This is a genomic window from Isoptericola sp. NPDC057191, from assembly GCF_042670225.1.
Classification (GTDB): Bacteria; Actinomycetota; Actinomycetes; order Actinomycetales; family Cellulomonadaceae; genus Isoptericola.
The window spans coordinates 1-15,570 of record NZ_JBHUWC010000092.1 but is presented as its reverse complement, the minus strand read 5'-3'; the positions used below and the strand labels follow the sequence as shown (position 1 = coordinate 15,570).

Here is a 15,570-nt window from a genome sequence, read left to right as displayed (position 1 = left end):
GGACGAGACCTCGTCCCGGCGCCCGTTCGGGCTCGCTAGGCGGCGTCCGGGTACGGGACGCCCGTCGTGGCGTGGCAGCGGTACCCGTGCGGGTTCTTCGCGTCGGACAGGTACTCCTGGTGGTAGTCCTCGGCGTAGTAGAACGGTCCGGCCTCGACGGCGGGACGCAGCTCGGTGGTGATCGGGTCGTAGCCCTTGGCGGCGAGGACCCCGGCATACTTCTCCGCGGTCTCGCGCACCGCCTGCTCCTGCTCAGGCGTGGTCCAGTAGACGGCGGACCGGTACTGCGTACCGACGTCGTTGCCCTGACGGAAGCCCTGCGTCGGGTCGTGCCGCTCCCAGAAGATCTTGAGCAGCTCGGTCTCGGAGACCTTCGTCGGGTCGTAGGCCACGAGGGTGGTCTCGGTGTGCCCCGTGCGCGCCGTGCACACCTCCTCGTACGTCGGGTTCGGCGTCGTGCCGCCCATGTACCCGACGGCGGTGCTCACCACACCCGGCACCTGCCAGAAGATCTCCTCGGCTCCCCAGAAACAGCCCATCGCCAGGTACAGCACGCGCGTCCCCTCAGGCCACGGGCCGACGATCGACGTGCCGAGCACCGTGTGCGGGCGGGCGGCGGGCAGGACGGGCGACTCGCGCCCGGGGAGCGCGGCCTCCGGCGCCACCATCGTGGTCTTGCCGGAGCGGCCGAGCAGCTGGTCGAAGATCGAGTTCATCGCGTTTACCTCCTTGATCGGGACGTAGCCGTCCCGGTAGGCGCAACGACGCCGGGGGCACCGGTGTTCCCCACGCGCCCACGTGCCCTCGTGACGCCCGGTCGACGGGGCGCTACCGTCCCGGCATGGCCGAAACTCGCAGGGACGACCCGGAGCAGCTCGTGCTGCCCGACCCCGCGGCATGGCGGGCGTGGCTCGACGAGCACGAGGACTCCTGCCCCGACGGCGCGTGGCTGGTGCTCGCGAAGAAGGGACGCCCGGCACCCACGACGCTCACCCACGCGTCAGCGCTCGACGAGGCACTGTGCAGCGGCTGGATCGACGCGCAGATGCGCAGCCTGGGCGCCGACACGATGCTGCAGCGGTTCTGCCCCCGCAGGGCACGCAGCCGGTGGTCGGTGCGCAACCAGGAGATCGTCGCCCGTCTCATCGACGAAGGTCGGATGCGGCCCCGCGGGCAGGCGGAGATCGACGCCGCCAAGGCAGACGGGCGCTGGGACGACGCCTATCACGGCCCCGCACGGGCGGAGGTGCCGACCGACCTCGCCGCGGCGCTCGCGGCCAGCCCGGCGGCGTCGGCCCAGTTCGACGTCCTGACCTCCCAGAACCGGTTCGCGATCCTGCACCGCCTCGGCACCCTCAAGACGCCCCAGGCGCGAGAGCGCAACGTCGCGAAGTACGTCGCGATGCTCGAGCGTGGCGAGACGCCCTACCCGCAGAAGCGCCGTCCGCCGACCTGAGAACCCGGCCACCGGGTGCCGAACAGGCGGTTGCGCACGTTCTGAGCGTCCATGGGGTGCACAACCACCTGTTCGGCACCCTCGGCGTGCCGGGCGTGGCCCTCGCGCGCCGCCATCCTGCGCGGCCTAAAGTCTCTTCGTGAGCTCGGAACGCACCTCTCCCTCCGGCGCGGACGCCGTCCCGCTGAGCATCCGCGCCGCGGCCTCCTGGTCGTGGCGGATCCTGCTGATCGCGGCAGCCGTCGCGGCCCTGCTGTGGCTGCTGGCCGCGCTGAAGACGATCGTCGTCCCCGTCGCGATCGCGCTGCTCCTGACGATCCTGCTCGCGCCCGTGCGCCGCACCCTCGAGCGGTGGCACGTGAGCCGCGGACTCGCGACGGCGCTGTCGATCATCGGGCTCATCGTGCTGGTCGGCGCGCTCGTCACGCTGGCAGGAACCTCGATCGTCGGCGGCTTCCAGGACCTCGCCGACCAGGCCGTCGCCGGCTTCAAGCAGTTCACGACGTGGCTCGCCGAAGGTCCGCTCCAGCTCGACGCGAAGCAGCTCTCCGACTACGGGCAACAGCTCCAAGGCTCGCTCGTCGAGAGCTCAGGGCTGGTCTCCGGCGCGCTCGGCGCCGCGACCACCGTGGGCCACGTCCTCGTGGGGGCGCTCATCGCCCTCTTCTGCACGATCTTCTTCCTGCTCGACGGCCGCACCATCTGGACCTGGCTGGTCAACCTGCTGCCGATGCGGGCACGGGAGCAGGTGCACCAGGCCGGGCGGCGCGGGCTGGTCACCCTGTCCGCGTACGTGCGGACCCAGATCCTCGTGGCGTTCGTCGACGCCGTGGGCATCGGCGTGGGGTCGGCGTTCTTCGTCCCGGCGCTCGCGCTCCCGATCGGCATCCTGGTCTTCGTCGGCTCGTTCGTGCCGATCATCGGTGCGATCGTCACCGGGGCCATCGCCACCGCCGTCGTCCTGGTGGCGAACGGCTGGGTCGCCGCCCTCATCATGCTCGGCATCGTGCTGCTGGTGCAGCAGGCGGAGAGCCACATCCTGCAGCCGTTCCTCATGGGGCACGCGGTGTCGCTGCACCCCGTGGCCGTGGTCCTCGTCGTCGCCGCCGGCAGCTTCGCCGCGGGCATCGTCGGGGCCCTGTTCGCCGTGCCCCTCGCGGCCGTGCTCAACACGATCCTGCTGTACCTGAACGGGCACGACAAGTTCCCCGAGCTCGGCACCGAGGACCACGTGCCGCTGCTGCGCCGACGCCCCCAGCTGCCCGGTACCCTGCTCTGGTCGGGACGGACGTCGTCGCAGGAGACGACGGGCACGACGGGCGCCTCGGACAGCACCACGACCGACGCCCCTGCCTCGCCCGACGTGGGCCCGGCAGGAGAGAACAGGTAAGTGGCACAGCACCCCCCGATCGACCGCGTCACCCTCGACGACGTCCGCGCCGCCGCACAGCTGCTCGACGGCGTCATCACCCGCACCCCGGTGCAGGCGTTCCGCGCCATGAGCGAGGCCGCGGGCGCGCCCGTCGTCCTCAAGTGCGAGAACCTGCAGCGCGCCGGCTCGTTCAAGATCCGCGGCGCGTACACGCGCCTGAGCCGGATGTCGGACGAGGAGAAGGCGCGCGGCGTCGTCGCGGCCAGCGCGGGCAACCACGCGCAGGGCGTGGCGCTCGCCGCCCAGATGCTCGGCATCCACGCGATCGTCTACATGCCCGTGGACGCCTCCGTGCCCAAGCTCGCGGCCACGCGGGGCTACGGGGCCGAGGTGCGCCAGGTCGGCGACAGCGTGGACGAGGCGCTGGTCGTGGCGCGCGCGGAGGCGGCCCGGTCCGGCCGCACGCTGATCCACCCGTTCGACCACCTGGACGTCGTGACGGGCCAGGGCACCGTGGCCCTCGAGATCCTGGAGCAGGTGCCCGACGTCGGCACCGTCGTCGTCCCGTTGGGCGGCGGCGGTCTCGTGGCCGGCATCGCCACCGTGCTCGCGGAGGCGGCACCGCACGTCAAGGTGGTCGGCGTCCAGGCCGAGACGGCCGCCGCCTACCCGGCGTCGCTCGCCGCGGGGCACCCCCTCGCGGGCCGGCTGGGGGCGACGATGGCCGACGGCATCGCGATCGGCCTGCCCGGTGACGTCCCGTTCGAGGTGCTGCAGCGCCTGGGCGTGGAGGTGCGCACCGTGTCCGAGGAGGAGATGTCGCGCGCCCTGCTGCTCGTCGCCGAGCGGGGCAAGCAGATCGTGGAGCCGTCCGGCGCCGCGGGTGTGGCCGCCGTCCTGGCGGCCGAGCCCGGCTCCCTGCCCGGCACGATCGTGCCCGTGCTCACCGGCGGCAACATCGACCCGCTCCTCCTGCTGCGGGTGGTGCAGCACGGTCTCGTCGCCGCCGGCCGCTACCTGCAGCTGCGGGTGTGCATCGACGACCGGCCCGGGTCCCTGGCGGGGCTCCTGGACGTCATCGCGGCCGCCGGCGCGAGCATCGTCCAGGTGGAGCACACGCGGACCGACACGTCGCTCACCGTCGCGCAGGTCCTCGTCAACGTCCAGCTGGAGACCAAAGGCCACGAGCACTGCACGGCCGTCGTCGACGGGCTGCGGTCCGCCGGCTTCGACGTCGCCTGAACCCGGCCCCGGCCCCGGCCCCGGTCGCCGTCACCTCAGCGCGCGGCGATAGCTCCCGGGGGAGACCCCGCACACCTGGTGGAACGTGGCGTAGAAGCTGCTCTGCGAGGTGAAGCCCGACGCGTGCGCGACCTCGGTCGTCGTGGCGTCGGACGTGATGAGCAGCCGCTGCGCCTCGGCCACCCGGCACCGGGCGATGTACGTGCCGAGGGTGGTGCCGACCACCCGCTTGAACAGCGTCATCGCGTGGCTCGGGCTCAGGTGCACGGCGCGGGCCACGTCCGACGGCGAGATGGGGGAGCGGTAGTGCTCCGCGACGAACCGCGCCATCTCGGTCGCCCTCGCCGGGGCGCCGGTCGCGGCGGACCGGAGCAGGGGGTCCGCGTCCGCGTCGGCGGGGGCGTCGACGGCGAGCGCCCGGCGCACGAACGCCTGCAGCTCCAGCAGGACGACGAGGGGTTCGCCTCCCGCCCGGACGTCGCGGTGCCAGCAGGCGAACATGTCGGCGACGTCCCGGGCGAGGGCAGGCACGGGCACGACGACGGGGCGCGCGCCGAGCAGCGTGGCCAGCTGCTCGGCGGGCAGCGACCAGCCCAGCACCTCCGTGAGCGGGACGTGCACCCAGGAGACCGCCGTGGCGACCGTGTCCGGCGCGACGAGCTGGTGCGGTGTGCCACCCCAGAAGATCGCCACGTGGTCGGAACCGACGTGCAGCGTGGACCCGCCGAAGAGGTACTCGAGCCGGCCGCTGTGGACGAGGTTGAGCTCCAGGTCGTCGTGCCGGTGCGGGTACGGCATCACCGGGGGAGCGCCGTGGCGCACCCAGAGCGCCGCCTCCTGCTCCTCGACCCCGTCGGCCGCCACTGTCCCGGGCACGGCGACAGCCTAGGTGCGCGCCGGAGAGCCTGACGAGCCCGGCCTGCTGGCCCTCGGCAGCGGACCGGACCGCAGGATCCTGGAATCCTGCACGACCGATCCGGAGGTCTCACCGCCGTCGTCAGCCCTAGCGTGGCGGGATGACTCGTACTCCGAAGATCACCATCATCGGTGCTGGGGGCTTCGTCTTCCCGTTCCGCCTCATCGGTGACCTCCTCAGCTTCCCCGCCCTGCAGGACGCCACGCTCTGCCTCATGGACCTCGACGCCGGCCGCCTCGACCGGGTGGCGAGCGCCGCGCGAGAGCTCGTCGAGCACCACGGCCTGCCGACCGACGTCCGGCAGACCACCGACCGCCGCGAGGCCCTCGACGGCGCCGACTTCGTCGTCATCACCTTCCAGGTCGGCGGCGTGGAGTCCTACCGGCACGACGTCGAGATCCCGCGCCGCTACGGCGTCGACCAGACGGTGGGCGACACCGTCGGCCCGGGCGGCGTGTTCCGCTTCCTGCGCTCCGTGCGCGCCTACCAGGACATCGCCGCCGACGCCCTCGAGGTCTGCCCCGACGCGCAGTTCATCAACTACGCCAACCCCATGGCGATGGCGACCGCCTACCTCAACGCCCTCGGCCTGCGCACCGTCGGCCTGTGCCACAGCGTGCAGGGCACCACGCGCATGCTCGCCCGCACGCTCGGCGTCCCCTACGACGAGGTCTCCTACCGCTGCGCCGGCATCAACCACCAGGCGTGGGTGCTCGACTTCCGGCGCGGCACCGAGGACCTCTACCCCCGCCTGCGGGAGGTCATGGCCGAGCGCCACCGCCGCGGCCGCGCCGCCGCCGACCTGCTCGACGACGACGGCGACCACTCCGAGGAGGCGCTCGCGGCGAGCACCTACGAGGGCGGCAACGAGCAGGTGCGCGCCACGCTGATGAACCACTTCGGCTGGTTCGAGACGGAGTCCAGCCACCACGCGTCCGAGTACGTGCCGTGGTTCCGCAAGGACCCCGCCACGACGCTGGAGTACATCCCGGAGCGCTGGGACTACTACGAGATCTGCTCGGCGCACGACGAGCAGGGCGACGTCGACGAGCAGCTCGCGAAGCTCAAGGCCGACCTCAGCCCGTCCGTCGAGTACGGGGCGTCGATCGTCAACGCCGTGGTCACCGGCGTGCCGGCCGTGGTGTACGGCAACGTGCCCAACGAGGGCCGGGTCATCACCAACCTGCCCGACGACGCGTGCGTCGAGGTCGCCTGCCTCGTGGACGCGAACGGCGTGCAGCCGACGTCGTTCGGGGAGCTGCCGCCCCAGCTCGCCGCGATCAACCGGACGAACGTCAACGTCCAGACGCTCGCCGTCCGCGCGGCCCTGACCGGCGACGTCGAGCACGTGCACCACGCCGTCGCGATGGACCCTCTGACGGCCGCGCACTGCACGCTCGAGCAGATCCGGTCGATGACCGACGAGCTGCTCGAGGCCCACGCCGCGCTGCTCCCGGTGGCGCTGCGCCCGGCGGCACCACGCCTGGCCGCCACCGACGACCGGGAGCCCGCCCTGGCGCGCTGACCGCTCATGGTGCCCCGGGCGACGACGCCCGGGGCACCACCCCGCGGGTCGCGCGCAGCGCTCCCCGACGACCCTCGACGAAGAGGAGACGACATGCCGAGACCCACGGTCTCGCCCAGGCGCCCGATCGCGCACCCGGCCGCGCGTCGGCTGTCCCGCCGCAGCTTCCTGGCGGTGGCCGGGATCAGCGTGGCCGGCGCGCTCGCGGCCTGCTCCGGCGCCCCGACCGGGACGAAGCACCTGCGCCTGTCCTCGTGGAACATCCCGCTGGACCTGGAGTCCTACCAGGCGCTCGCCGACGAGTTCGTCGCCTCCCACCCGGGCACCAGCGTCGCCGTGGAGGTCACGACGGGCCAGTTCCACCAGTGGTTCATCACGCGCCTCGCGGCCGACCTCGCGCCCGACATCATCCGCATCACGCCCCAGCAGATCGGCCGCTACGCCGCGAACGGCAGCCTCGTCGACCTCACGGGCACCGTCCCGCCGGAGTACGAGGACGACTACTCGAAGCCGTTCTGGGCGATCGGCGCCAAGGCGGACGGCCTGTTCGGCGTCTTCCAGCACACCGACAACTTCATCACCTACTACGACAAGCAGGTGATCGAGCAGATCGGCGTGGAGGTTCCCCAGACCCTCGACGAGGCGTGGCACTGGGACCAGTTCCTCGAGATCGCCCGCGAGGCCCAGCGCGTCACCGGCCGGTACGGCTTCGGCTACGGGTGGAGCGGCCCCGAGACGGCGTACCGGTGGATGCCCGTCGTCTACCAGAACGGCGGGGCCTTCCTCGGCGAGGACGGCGAGACGCCGAGCATGGACACCGACGCGGCCGTCGGCGCCCTGGAGTTCGGACGACGGTGGTACGCCGACGGGCTGGTGTCCCGCGCCAACATGAGCAAGTCCGGCGGCGGCGCCGTGGGCCGCGACCTCTTCGCCACCGGTCAGACCGGCCTCCTGCTCGACAACCCCGAGGCGATCGCGGCGCTCGACGAGGCTCGCCCCGGCGAGTGGGGTACCACGTTCATGATCCGCAACAGCGGCGAGGCGTCCGACCTGGGCGGCAACGCCCTCGCCGTCACGAGGTCGAGCAAGAACCCCGAGCTCGCGGCCGAGCTCGTCGCCTTCCTCACGACACGCACCAACGTGGCGGAGTTCTGCCGCCGCGGCAACTGGCTCCCCGCGAGGTCGTCGCTCGACGCGGCCGACATCGGCTACGAGCGGCACGAGGCCACCATGCAGCAGTTCATCGACCAGGCCACGACCATCCCGCTGTCGATGGTCCGGGCCCAGTCCGGGCCGTACTTCAGCTCGCTCAACTCGGTCTTCGCGGACTACCTCGACCTGTGCTTCCTCGGCGAGCTCAGCCCCGCCGAGTGCGGCGCCCAGATGACGGAGGCGATGCGCAGTGTCACCACACGGTGAGACCCTCACGGCCCCGGCCGCCCCGGCGGCCCGCACCTCGGCCGGCGTCGCGCGCACGGCGCCACCCCCGGACGGACCCCGCGCGCGCCGTCGCGGACGCTGGGCGCCCTACCTGTTCGTCGGCCCCGCCGGGCTGCTCTTCCTCGCGTTCTCGCTGGTCCCGATCGTCATCGCGGTCGCGCTGTCGTTCCAGGACACCGCCACCCTCGGTGATGGGCAGTGGGTGGGCACCGACAACTACGCGACCATGCTGTCCGACCCGCTGCTGCGCACGGCGCTGCTGAACACCCTGGCCTTCACCGTCGGCACTGTGCCCACAGCGATGGCCGTAGGGCTGGCGCTCGCGGTGGCGCTCAACCGTCCCCTGCCCGGCCGTGGCGTCCTGCGCGCCCTGTTCTTCGTGCCGATGGTCGCAGCGGGCGTCGTCGTCGGCGTGATCATGTCCTGGATCTTCAACCCGGACTACGGCGTGGCGAACAACGCGCTGCGGGCGGTGGGGCTCGACGGGCTGCCCTGGCTGACCTCGCCGCGCACGGCGATGGCGACGTTGATCCTCGTCGTCGTGTGGACGCGCATCGGGTTCTGCATGGTCATCTACCTCGGTGCCCTGCAGTCCGTCCCGTCGGAGCTGCGCGAGGCGGCAGCGATCGACGGCGCGAGCCGCTGGCAGCGGTTCCGTCGACTCACCGTGCCGATGCTCGCGCCGACGACGTCAATCCTGCTCATCCTCAACGTGGTGTTCTCGCTGCAAGCCTTCGACGTCATCTACGTGATGACCGGCGGCGGCCCGGGGTTCTCCACGACCGTCCTGATCCAGTACGTGTTCCGCTCGGCCTTCGCCGACGCCCGCATGGGGTACGCGGCGGCTCTCGGCCTCCTGCTCGTGCTGATCCTGCTCGTCTTCACGCTGCTGCGGCAGCGGGCCACGAAGAAAGCCGAGGAGCTCCTGTGACCGCTGCCCCTGTGCGCCCCGCGCCGCCGGTCCCCGCGCGGCGAGTCCCCGAACGGCACCCGCGATCGCACCGGGAGCGTCGCTCCCGGCGGCGCGGCTGGCTGCTGACCGCCGGCCTCACGGCCGTCGCGATCGTCATCGTCTTCCCGCTGTACTGGATGGTGGTCTCGGCCCTCACCCCCGGCGGTCAGTCGCAGAGCAGCGAGTTCTACCTCTGGCCCTCGGCGCCGACGACGGCGAACTTCACCGAGGTGTTCGCGACGCAGCCGGTGTGGCGATGGCTGGGCAACTCGTTCCTCGTCGCGTCCGTCGGCACCGCGCTGTCGGTGTGCGTCTCGCTCGGTGCCGGCTACGCGCTCGCGAAGTTCCGCTTCCGGGGGCGTGGGCTGCTGTACGCGCTCTTTCTCGTGACGATCATGATCCCCATCCAGGTCACCCTGGTGCCCGCGTTCCTCGTCGTGGCGCGGCTCGGCCTCGTCGACTCGCCGTGGGCGGTGATCCTGCCGACCCTCTTCGACGTCGTCGGCATCTTCATCGCGCGCCAGTTCATGCTGGGAGTGCCGGACGCGCTCATCGAGGCGGCACGGCTCGACGGCGCGGGGGAGCTGCGCACCTTCTTCCGGGTGGTGCTGCCCTCCTGCGGGCCGCTCGTCGGCGTGCTCGTCATCCTCGGCTTCATGAACCGGTGGAACGACTTCCTCTGGCCGCTCGTCGTGCTGCAGGGCAACGAGAGCCTCACCGTGCCCGTGGGACTGTCGACCCTGACGAGCAACCCGGCCTTCAGCTCGCCGTGGGGGGCGGTCATGGCCGTCGCCACCGTGGCGGTCGTGCCGCTGCTGGTCGTCTTCCTCGTCTTCCAGCGCACCTTCGTGCAGGGCATCGCGAGCACCGGCGTCAAATAGGTGTCTGTCGGGCCGTCTCCCGTTCGTCGTCCCCATGACACGGCCGTCCGGGCCGTGCGACGAGGAGGGACCATGCGATTCCTGGACACGATCCTCAGGGCAGATCCTGAGGCGCGGCGATTCCGGTCCACGGCACGGCGCCGGGGGCGTACCGTCGGCGACGGCCTGAGCACCGTCGACGTGGCGTTCTACGGACCGATGGTGTTCTTCAGCGGCTACGACGAGGAGGCCTGATGCGGTATCTCATGCTGGTGCTGTCCACCCCCGCGGACCCGGAGCTGCGGGCCGAGGACGCCGAGGGAGCACCGCCCATCGAGGGATGGGTCGAGAAGTACTACGGCAGCGGCACCGCCGTCCTGGGGGACCGGCTGCGGCCGCCCGGGGACGCCGTCGGTGTCCGGGTGCGGGGCGGGCGCACGCTCGTCACGGACGGCCCGTTCTCCGAGACGAAGGAGGCGATCGGCGGCTTCGACGTCATCGACGCCCCCGACCTCGACACGGCGATCACCATCGCGTCGGAGCACCCCATGGCCCACGGCGGCGCCATCGAGCTGCGCCCCTTCTGGCCGCTGGACCTCGAGGGCGCGGGCGCTGCCGCGGCCGACGGGGGTGCGTGATGCGGTACCTGATGCTGGTCGTGGAGCCCGACGTGCCCGACCGCGAGCCCACCTCCGACATCGTCGAGTGGGTGCGCCGGCATGACGCCGACGGGTCCCGCGTGCTCGGGGAGCGGCTGCGGCCGGCGGCCGACGTGCGCCGCGTGCAGGTGCGCGACGGGCGCACCCTGGTGACCGACGGGCCCTTCACCGAGTCGAAGGAGGTCATCGGCGGGTTCGACCTCATCGAGGCGCCAAACCTCGAGGCCGCGCTCGCGATCGCCGCCGGGCACCCCGGGGCGTTCGGCGGCGGCACGGTGGAGGTGCACCCCTACTGGCCCACGGACGGGGCCGACCCGTCGTGACGACACCGGCCGCCGCCGTCGAGGACGCGTTCCGCAGCGAGTGGGGACGCGTCCTCGGCGCGGTGGCCCGCGCCACCGGCGACCTCGACCTCGCGGAGGAGTCCGCGCAGGAGGCGTTCGCGGCGGCGCTGCGCACGTGGCCGCGCGACGGGGTGCCCGACACCCCTGGGGCGTGGCTCACGACGACGGCGCGACGGCACGCGATCGACGTGCTGCGCCGCCGCCGGGTCGAGACGGAGCGGACCGCGGCCGCCGCGCGGCTGGACGAGCGCCGGGGTGCCGCCGTCGACCCGGCGTCCGGCAGCGCACCCGGGACGCCCGCGGACGCCGTCCACGACGAGGTCGTGCGCGGTCTGGACGACGACGGCTGGACACCCGACGACCCGGACGGCGACCTGTTACGGCTGCTGTTCACCTGCTGCCACCCGGCGCTGCCGCTGGACGGGCGCGTGGCGCTCACGCTGCGCGCGCTGACCGGGATGACGACGGCGCAGGTCGCCCGCACCTTCCTCGTGCCCGAGGCGACGATGTCGCAGCGGCTGGTGCGGGCGAAGCGCCGCATCCGCGCCACAGGCATCACCTTCCGGGTGCCGCCTCCCGGGCTGCTGGCGGAGCGCACGTCGTCCGTGCTCGCGGTGCTGTACGTGCTGTTCACGGAGGGCTACGACGCCTGGGCGGAGCCCGCGGGCGACGTCGAGGGCTGCGCCGAGCGCCGGGCGCTCGCCGGCGACGCGGTCCGGCTGGCGCGGCTCGCCGTGCGTCTCCTGCCGGACGAGCCCGAGGCCCGCGGCCTCCTCGCCCTGCTGCTCCTGCAGCACGCGCGACGCGACGCCCGCACCGGGGCGGACGGCGTCGCCCGCACGCTCGCGGAGCAGGACCGCTCCCGCTGGCACCGCGACGAGATCGCCGACGGGCTGGCCGTGCTCGACGAGGCCCTCGCCGCCCGCCGGCCCGGGCCGTACCAGGTGCAGGCCGCGATCGCGGCGCTGCACTGCCGGGCCGCGACGGCGCGCGAGACCGACTGGGCCGAGATCCTCGCCCTCTACGACGTGCTGCTGGAGATGGCCCCCACGCCCGTCGTGGCGCTCAACCGGGTGGTGGCGCTGGCGGAGGTGCACGGTCCGGACGCCGGGCTGGCCGCGGTCGCGGAGCTCGCCCTCGCGCCCGAGCTCGAGGGCTACCACCTGCTGCCTGCGCTGCACGCCGACCTGCTCGTGCGGGCCGGACGTCCCGCCGAGGCGGCGGTGGAGCTGTGCCGGGCGCTGGACCAGGTCGACCGGGAGGGCGACCGTCGACTGCTGCGCACACGCCTCGCCGCCCTGGGCGGCGGCGCGCCCTGACCCCCGCCGCTGGTTTGTGAGCGGACGATTGGCCCGTCTCTGCGCGAGAACTGGGCCAATCGCCCGCTCACAACGCTCAGGCGTGCGTGGCGTCCTCGTGCGGGTGCCGGCGCTCCAGGGCCGAGCCCTCGACGTCGACGTTCGGCACGATGCGGTCCAGCCACCGCGGCAGCCACCACGCGGCGTCGCCGAGCAGGTGCATGAGTGCCGGCACCACCAGCATCCGGACCACGAACGCGTCGACGAGCACACCGAAAGCGAGGGCGAACCCGATCGGCCGGATCATCGCCGACTCGGAGAAGACGAACCCGCCGAAGACGGAGATCATGATGATCGCCGCGGCCGTCACGACCGACCGCCCGGCCCGGAAGCCCTGGACGACGGCGACCCGTGCGGGCGCGCCGTGCGCGTACGCCTCCCGCATGCCGGAGCCGAGGAACAGCATGTAGTCCATCGCCAGCCCGAACAGCACGCCGACGAGGATGGTCGGCAGGAAGTTCAGGATCGGCCCCGGGTTCTCCACCCCGAAGACGCCGGACAGCCAGCCCCACTGGTAGATCGCCACCACGCCGCCGAGCGCGGCGAAGTAGGACAGCACGAAGCCGAGCGTCGCGATCACGGGCACCAGCAGCGAGCGGAACACCACGACGAGGATGATCAGCGACAGCCCGATGACGACGCCCAGGTACAGGGGCAGCGCGTCGGAGAGCTTCGTGGAGATGTCGATGTTGCCGCTCGCGGCCCCGGCGACACCCAGCTCCACGTCGCCGACGTGCGCCGAGCCTCCCGGCGTCTCCACCGACCCCACGTGCAGGGGGGAGAGGTCGCGCAGCGCGTGCACCAGCTGCTCGGTGGACTCGCTGGTGGGGCCCTCGGCCGGGATCACCTGGAACGCGAGGACCGTCCCGTCCTCGGACGTGGCGGCGGGGGCGACCGCCACCACGTCGTCCTGGGCCGCGAGCTTCTCGCCGACGGCGAGCTGGACGCTGACCTCGTCCTCGTCCGTCACCGGCTGGTCGAGGTTCGCCACGACCAGCAGCGGGCCGTTGGTCCCCGGCCCGAACTCGTCGGCGACCGTCTGGTACGCCTGGTACTGGGTGGACTCGTGGGCCTCGGACGACCCGTCGGGCAGGTTGATCCGCAGGTCGGCGGCCGGGATCGCCACGACGCCGAGTACCGCCACGCCGAGCACGACCCGCCCGACGGCGACCAGGGTGTTCATCGGCTTCACGGGTGTGGGGGCGGGCTGCGGTGCGGCGTCCTGCGGTGCGGCGTCCTGCGGCGCACGCACCAGCCGTCCGCGCTCCTTGCGGCTCAGGATCCGCATCCCGATGGCCGACAGCAGGGCCGGGGTGAGGGTGACGGCGACCAGCACGGCGACGGCGACGCTCACGGCGCCGACGGTGCCCATGAGGCCCAGGAACGGGATGCCGGTGACGTTGAGGGCGAGCAGGGCGATGACGACCGTCGTGCCCGCGAACACGACGGCGTTGCCCGACGTCCCGTTGGCCAGGGCGACGGACTCCTGGACGTCGTAGCCGTCCTTGAGCTGGTGGCGGTGCCGGTTGACGATGAACAGCGCGTAGTCGATGCCGACGGCGAGGCCGAGCATGAGGCCGAGCACGGGCGTCACGGACGACATCTGCACGACGCCGGAGAAGGCGAGCGCGCCTAGCGCGGCGATGCCCACCCCGACGAGCGCGGTCAGCAGCGGCAGGCCGGCGCCGATGAGCGTGCCGAGCATGACGACCAGGACGATGCCGGCCACGACCAGGCCGATGACCTCGCCCGGCCCGACGAGGGCGGGGGTCTCCATCGCGATGTCCGACCCGAGGTCGACCTGCACGCCCTCCACGTCGGCGACGCCGTCGGTGACCGTGTGGATGACGGCGTCCTTGGTCTCCTGCGTGATGTCGTACTGGTCCTCGGTGAAGATCACCGTGGCGACGGCGGTGCTGCCGTCGTCGGAGACCACGCGGATGCCCGACGAGAGGTCGAGGAGGTCCTTGCCCTGCTGGAGGCGGGTCGTCTGGGCGTCGAGCTTCTTCGCGCCGTCGTCGAGCTCCTGCGACTTCGCGTCGAGCGTCTTCTGCTGCTCGTCCAGCTGCGCGAAGCCGTCGTCGAGCTGCTCCTGCTGGGCGTCGAGCTGCGGCGCCGCGGCCTGGGCCTGCCCGGCGGCCTCGGCCTGCTGGCGCGCGTCGTCGAGCTGCGCCTGGCCGTCCTCGAGCTGGGCGCGCGCGTCGTCGAGCTGCTGCTGGCCGGCGTCGAGCTGGTCGCGCCCGTCCGCGAGCTGCTCGCGGCCGTCGGAGATCTTCTGCTCGCCGGCAGCCAGGGTGTCAGCCTGCTTCGCCCGCTCCTGCTCGCTGGCGAACGGGTCGACCACCGTCTCCACGCCGTCGACGTCCTCGACGTCGGACAGGACTCCCGCCAGGGCCTTCTCCTGGTCGGCGGTGAACGCCGAGCCGTCCTCGGTGCTGAGCACGACGGTGCCGGTGCCGCCCGCGGCGTCGGGCAGGTCCTCGGCGAGCTGGTCGGTCACCTTCTGCGTCGGCGTCCCGGGGATCGAGAAGCTGTCGGAGAGCGTGCCGCCGCCGACGGCGTAGCCGACCCCGGCGAGCACGAGCACGGCGACCCAGAGGGCGACGACCGCCCGGACGTGCCTGGACGCGGTGCGTCCGAGGCGGTAGAGGAACTCAGCCATGGTGTCCTTCCGGGACGTGCGAGGAGGCGCCCGGGCTCCGGCCCAGGCGGTCGAGCAGGGTGGACCAGAGGGCCAGGGACTCGTCGTCCACTGCGGCTCCGGTCCGGGCGAACCAGTGCCGGTGCAGGACGACGAGGCCGCTCATCGTGCGGGCGACGACGAGCTCCACGTCGAGGGGGTCGACGCCGGGATGGCGCAGGAGGAGGGCGGCCCCGATGTCCTCGCTGACGTCCGCGAGGGAGCGCAGCAGGAGCATCGCCTGCTGGGCGGGGACGTCCGCCGGTCCCGCCGTCGCGCTGCCCAGCCCCAGGCCGCGGGTCAGCGCCGCGACCGGGCCGACCAGGTCGGCACGGCGCAGCGCCGCGTGGAGGTCGGCGGCGACGGCGTCGGTCGCGTGCCCCGGTCCGGGCGGCGCGGGCGGCGGGGCGTCGACCAGCGCGTCGTGCACGGCGCCGAACACGTCGGCCCCGACGGCGGCGACGACGTCCTGGAGGCTCTCGAAGTGGTTGAACACGGTGCGCCGGGACACGCCCGCGCGCTCGGCGAGGGCGTCGACGGAGAAGTCGGTGCCCGAGGTCTCGTCCATCAGGGCGGACGCGGCGGCGACGATGGCCTGCCGGGTCTGCGCCTTCAGCGCGGCGCGCTTGCCGGCAGGCGGGACGGGGGTGGGCACCGGGCGACTCTAGGCAGTTCGCTGCACTGAGTGCAACGAACGCCAGGGTGTCCTCCGTCACGGTCCGACCGGCCGACCGGCCGACCGGCCGACCGACCGCTGTGGGTACGG

At 72.9% G+C, this 15,570-nt stretch carries 15 protein-coding genes; 11 read left to right on the top strand and 4 right to left on the bottom strand.

Annotation, left to right across the window (positions count from 1 at the left end):
* Positions 1-35 precede the first annotated feature (35 nt).
* Positions 36-716 carry a peptide-methionine (S)-S-oxide reductase MsrA gene (msrA, locus tag ACFT55_RS12505; protein ID WP_380244164.1) on the bottom strand — a complete coding sequence of 227 codons (681 nt, stop codon included), beginning with the start codon at positions 714-716 and terminating at the stop codon, positions 36-38.
* 125 nt (positions 717-841) lie between these two features.
* On the opposite strand from msrA, the gene ACFT55_RS12500 reads away from it, so the two are divergent.
* The 3 genes from ACFT55_RS12500 (at position 842) to ilvA (ending at position 4,070) form a co-directional block, all read left to right on the top strand.
* Positions 842-1,456 (top strand): YdeI family protein, encoded by a 615-nt coding sequence (locus ACFT55_RS12500; protein ID WP_380244163.1) that lies wholly within the window; start codon positions 842-844, stop codon positions 1,454-1,456.
* Between the two features lie 139 nt (positions 1,457-1,595).
* Positions 1,596-2,846 carry an AI-2E family transporter gene (locus tag ACFT55_RS12495; protein ID WP_380244162.1) on the top strand — a complete coding sequence of 417 codons (1,251 nt, stop codon included), beginning with the start codon at positions 1,596-1,598 and terminating at the stop codon, positions 2,844-2,846.
* Positions 2,847-4,070, top strand: a complete 1,224-nt coding sequence (ilvA, locus tag ACFT55_RS12490) for a threonine ammonia-lyase (protein WP_380244161.1) — start codon at positions 2,847-2,849, stop codon at positions 4,068-4,070. It begins immediately after the preceding gene.
* Between the two features lie 30 nt (positions 4,071-4,100).
* Here ilvA and ACFT55_RS12485 read toward each other — a convergent pair whose 3' ends face one another.
* On the bottom strand, positions 4,101-4,946 hold the full coding sequence (locus ACFT55_RS12485) for a helix-turn-helix domain-containing protein (RefSeq protein ID WP_380244160.1): 846 nt from the start codon (positions 4,944-4,946) through the stop codon (positions 4,101-4,103).
* 140 nt (positions 4,947-5,086) lie between these two features.
* Between ACFT55_RS12485 and melA the strand changes: the two genes are divergently transcribed.
* From melA to ACFT55_RS12445, 8 genes are all read left to right on the top strand, one after another.
* On the top strand, positions 5,087-6,511 hold the full coding sequence (gene melA, locus ACFT55_RS12480) for an alpha-galactosidase (RefSeq protein ID WP_380244159.1): 1,425 nt from the start codon (positions 5,087-5,089) through the stop codon (positions 6,509-6,511).
* 93 nt (positions 6,512-6,604) lie between these two features.
* Positions 6,605-7,930, top strand: coding sequence for an ABC transporter substrate-binding protein (locus ACFT55_RS12475; RefSeq protein ID WP_380244158.1), 1,326 nt, complete (start codon positions 6,605-6,607; stop codon positions 7,928-7,930).
* Entirely contained in the window at positions 7,914-8,882 is a 969-nt protein-coding gene (locus ACFT55_RS12470) for a carbohydrate ABC transporter permease (RefSeq protein WP_380244157.1), read from the top strand. Before ACFT55_RS12475 ends, ACFT55_RS12470 begins: the two co-directional genes overlap by 17 nt.
* Positions 8,879-9,784, top strand: a complete 906-nt coding sequence (locus ACFT55_RS12465; RefSeq protein ID WP_380244156.1) for a carbohydrate ABC transporter permease — start codon at positions 8,879-8,881, stop codon at positions 9,782-9,784. Before ACFT55_RS12470 ends, ACFT55_RS12465 begins: the two co-directional genes overlap by 4 nt.
* Positions 9,785-9,856: 72 nt before the next feature.
* Positions 9,857-10,018: a hypothetical protein gene (locus ACFT55_RS12460; protein WP_380244155.1), complete on the top strand. Its 162-nt coding sequence runs from the start codon at positions 9,857-9,859 to the stop codon at positions 10,016-10,018.
* Positions 10,018-10,401, top strand: coding sequence for a YciI family protein (locus tag ACFT55_RS12455; RefSeq protein ID WP_380244154.1), 384 nt, complete (start codon positions 10,018-10,020; stop codon positions 10,399-10,401). Before ACFT55_RS12460 ends, ACFT55_RS12455 begins: the two co-directional genes overlap by 1 nt.
* Positions 10,401-10,745: a YciI family protein gene (locus ACFT55_RS12450; protein ID WP_380244153.1), complete on the top strand. Its 345-nt coding sequence runs from the start codon at positions 10,401-10,403 to the stop codon at positions 10,743-10,745. The genes ACFT55_RS12455 and ACFT55_RS12450 overlap by 1 nt, the downstream gene beginning before the upstream one ends.
* A complete protein-coding gene (locus ACFT55_RS12445) occupies positions 10,742-12,085 on the top strand; it encodes an RNA polymerase sigma factor (RefSeq protein ID WP_380244152.1) in 1,344 nt (447 codons plus the stop codon). Before ACFT55_RS12450 ends, ACFT55_RS12445 begins: the two co-directional genes overlap by 4 nt.
* A 76-nt stretch (positions 12,086-12,161) precedes the next feature.
* Here the strand turns inward: ACFT55_RS12445 and ACFT55_RS12440 are convergent, their stop codons facing one another.
* Positions 12,162-14,786: an MMPL family transporter gene (locus ACFT55_RS12440; protein WP_380244151.1), complete on the bottom strand. Its 2,625-nt coding sequence runs from the start codon at positions 14,784-14,786 to the stop codon at positions 12,162-12,164.
* Positions 14,779-15,459, bottom strand: a complete 681-nt coding sequence (locus tag ACFT55_RS12435) for a TetR/AcrR family transcriptional regulator (RefSeq protein ID WP_380244150.1) — start codon at positions 15,457-15,459, stop codon at positions 14,779-14,781. Before ACFT55_RS12435 ends, ACFT55_RS12440 begins: the two co-directional genes overlap by 8 nt.
* Positions 15,460-15,570: the final 111 nt, after the last annotated feature.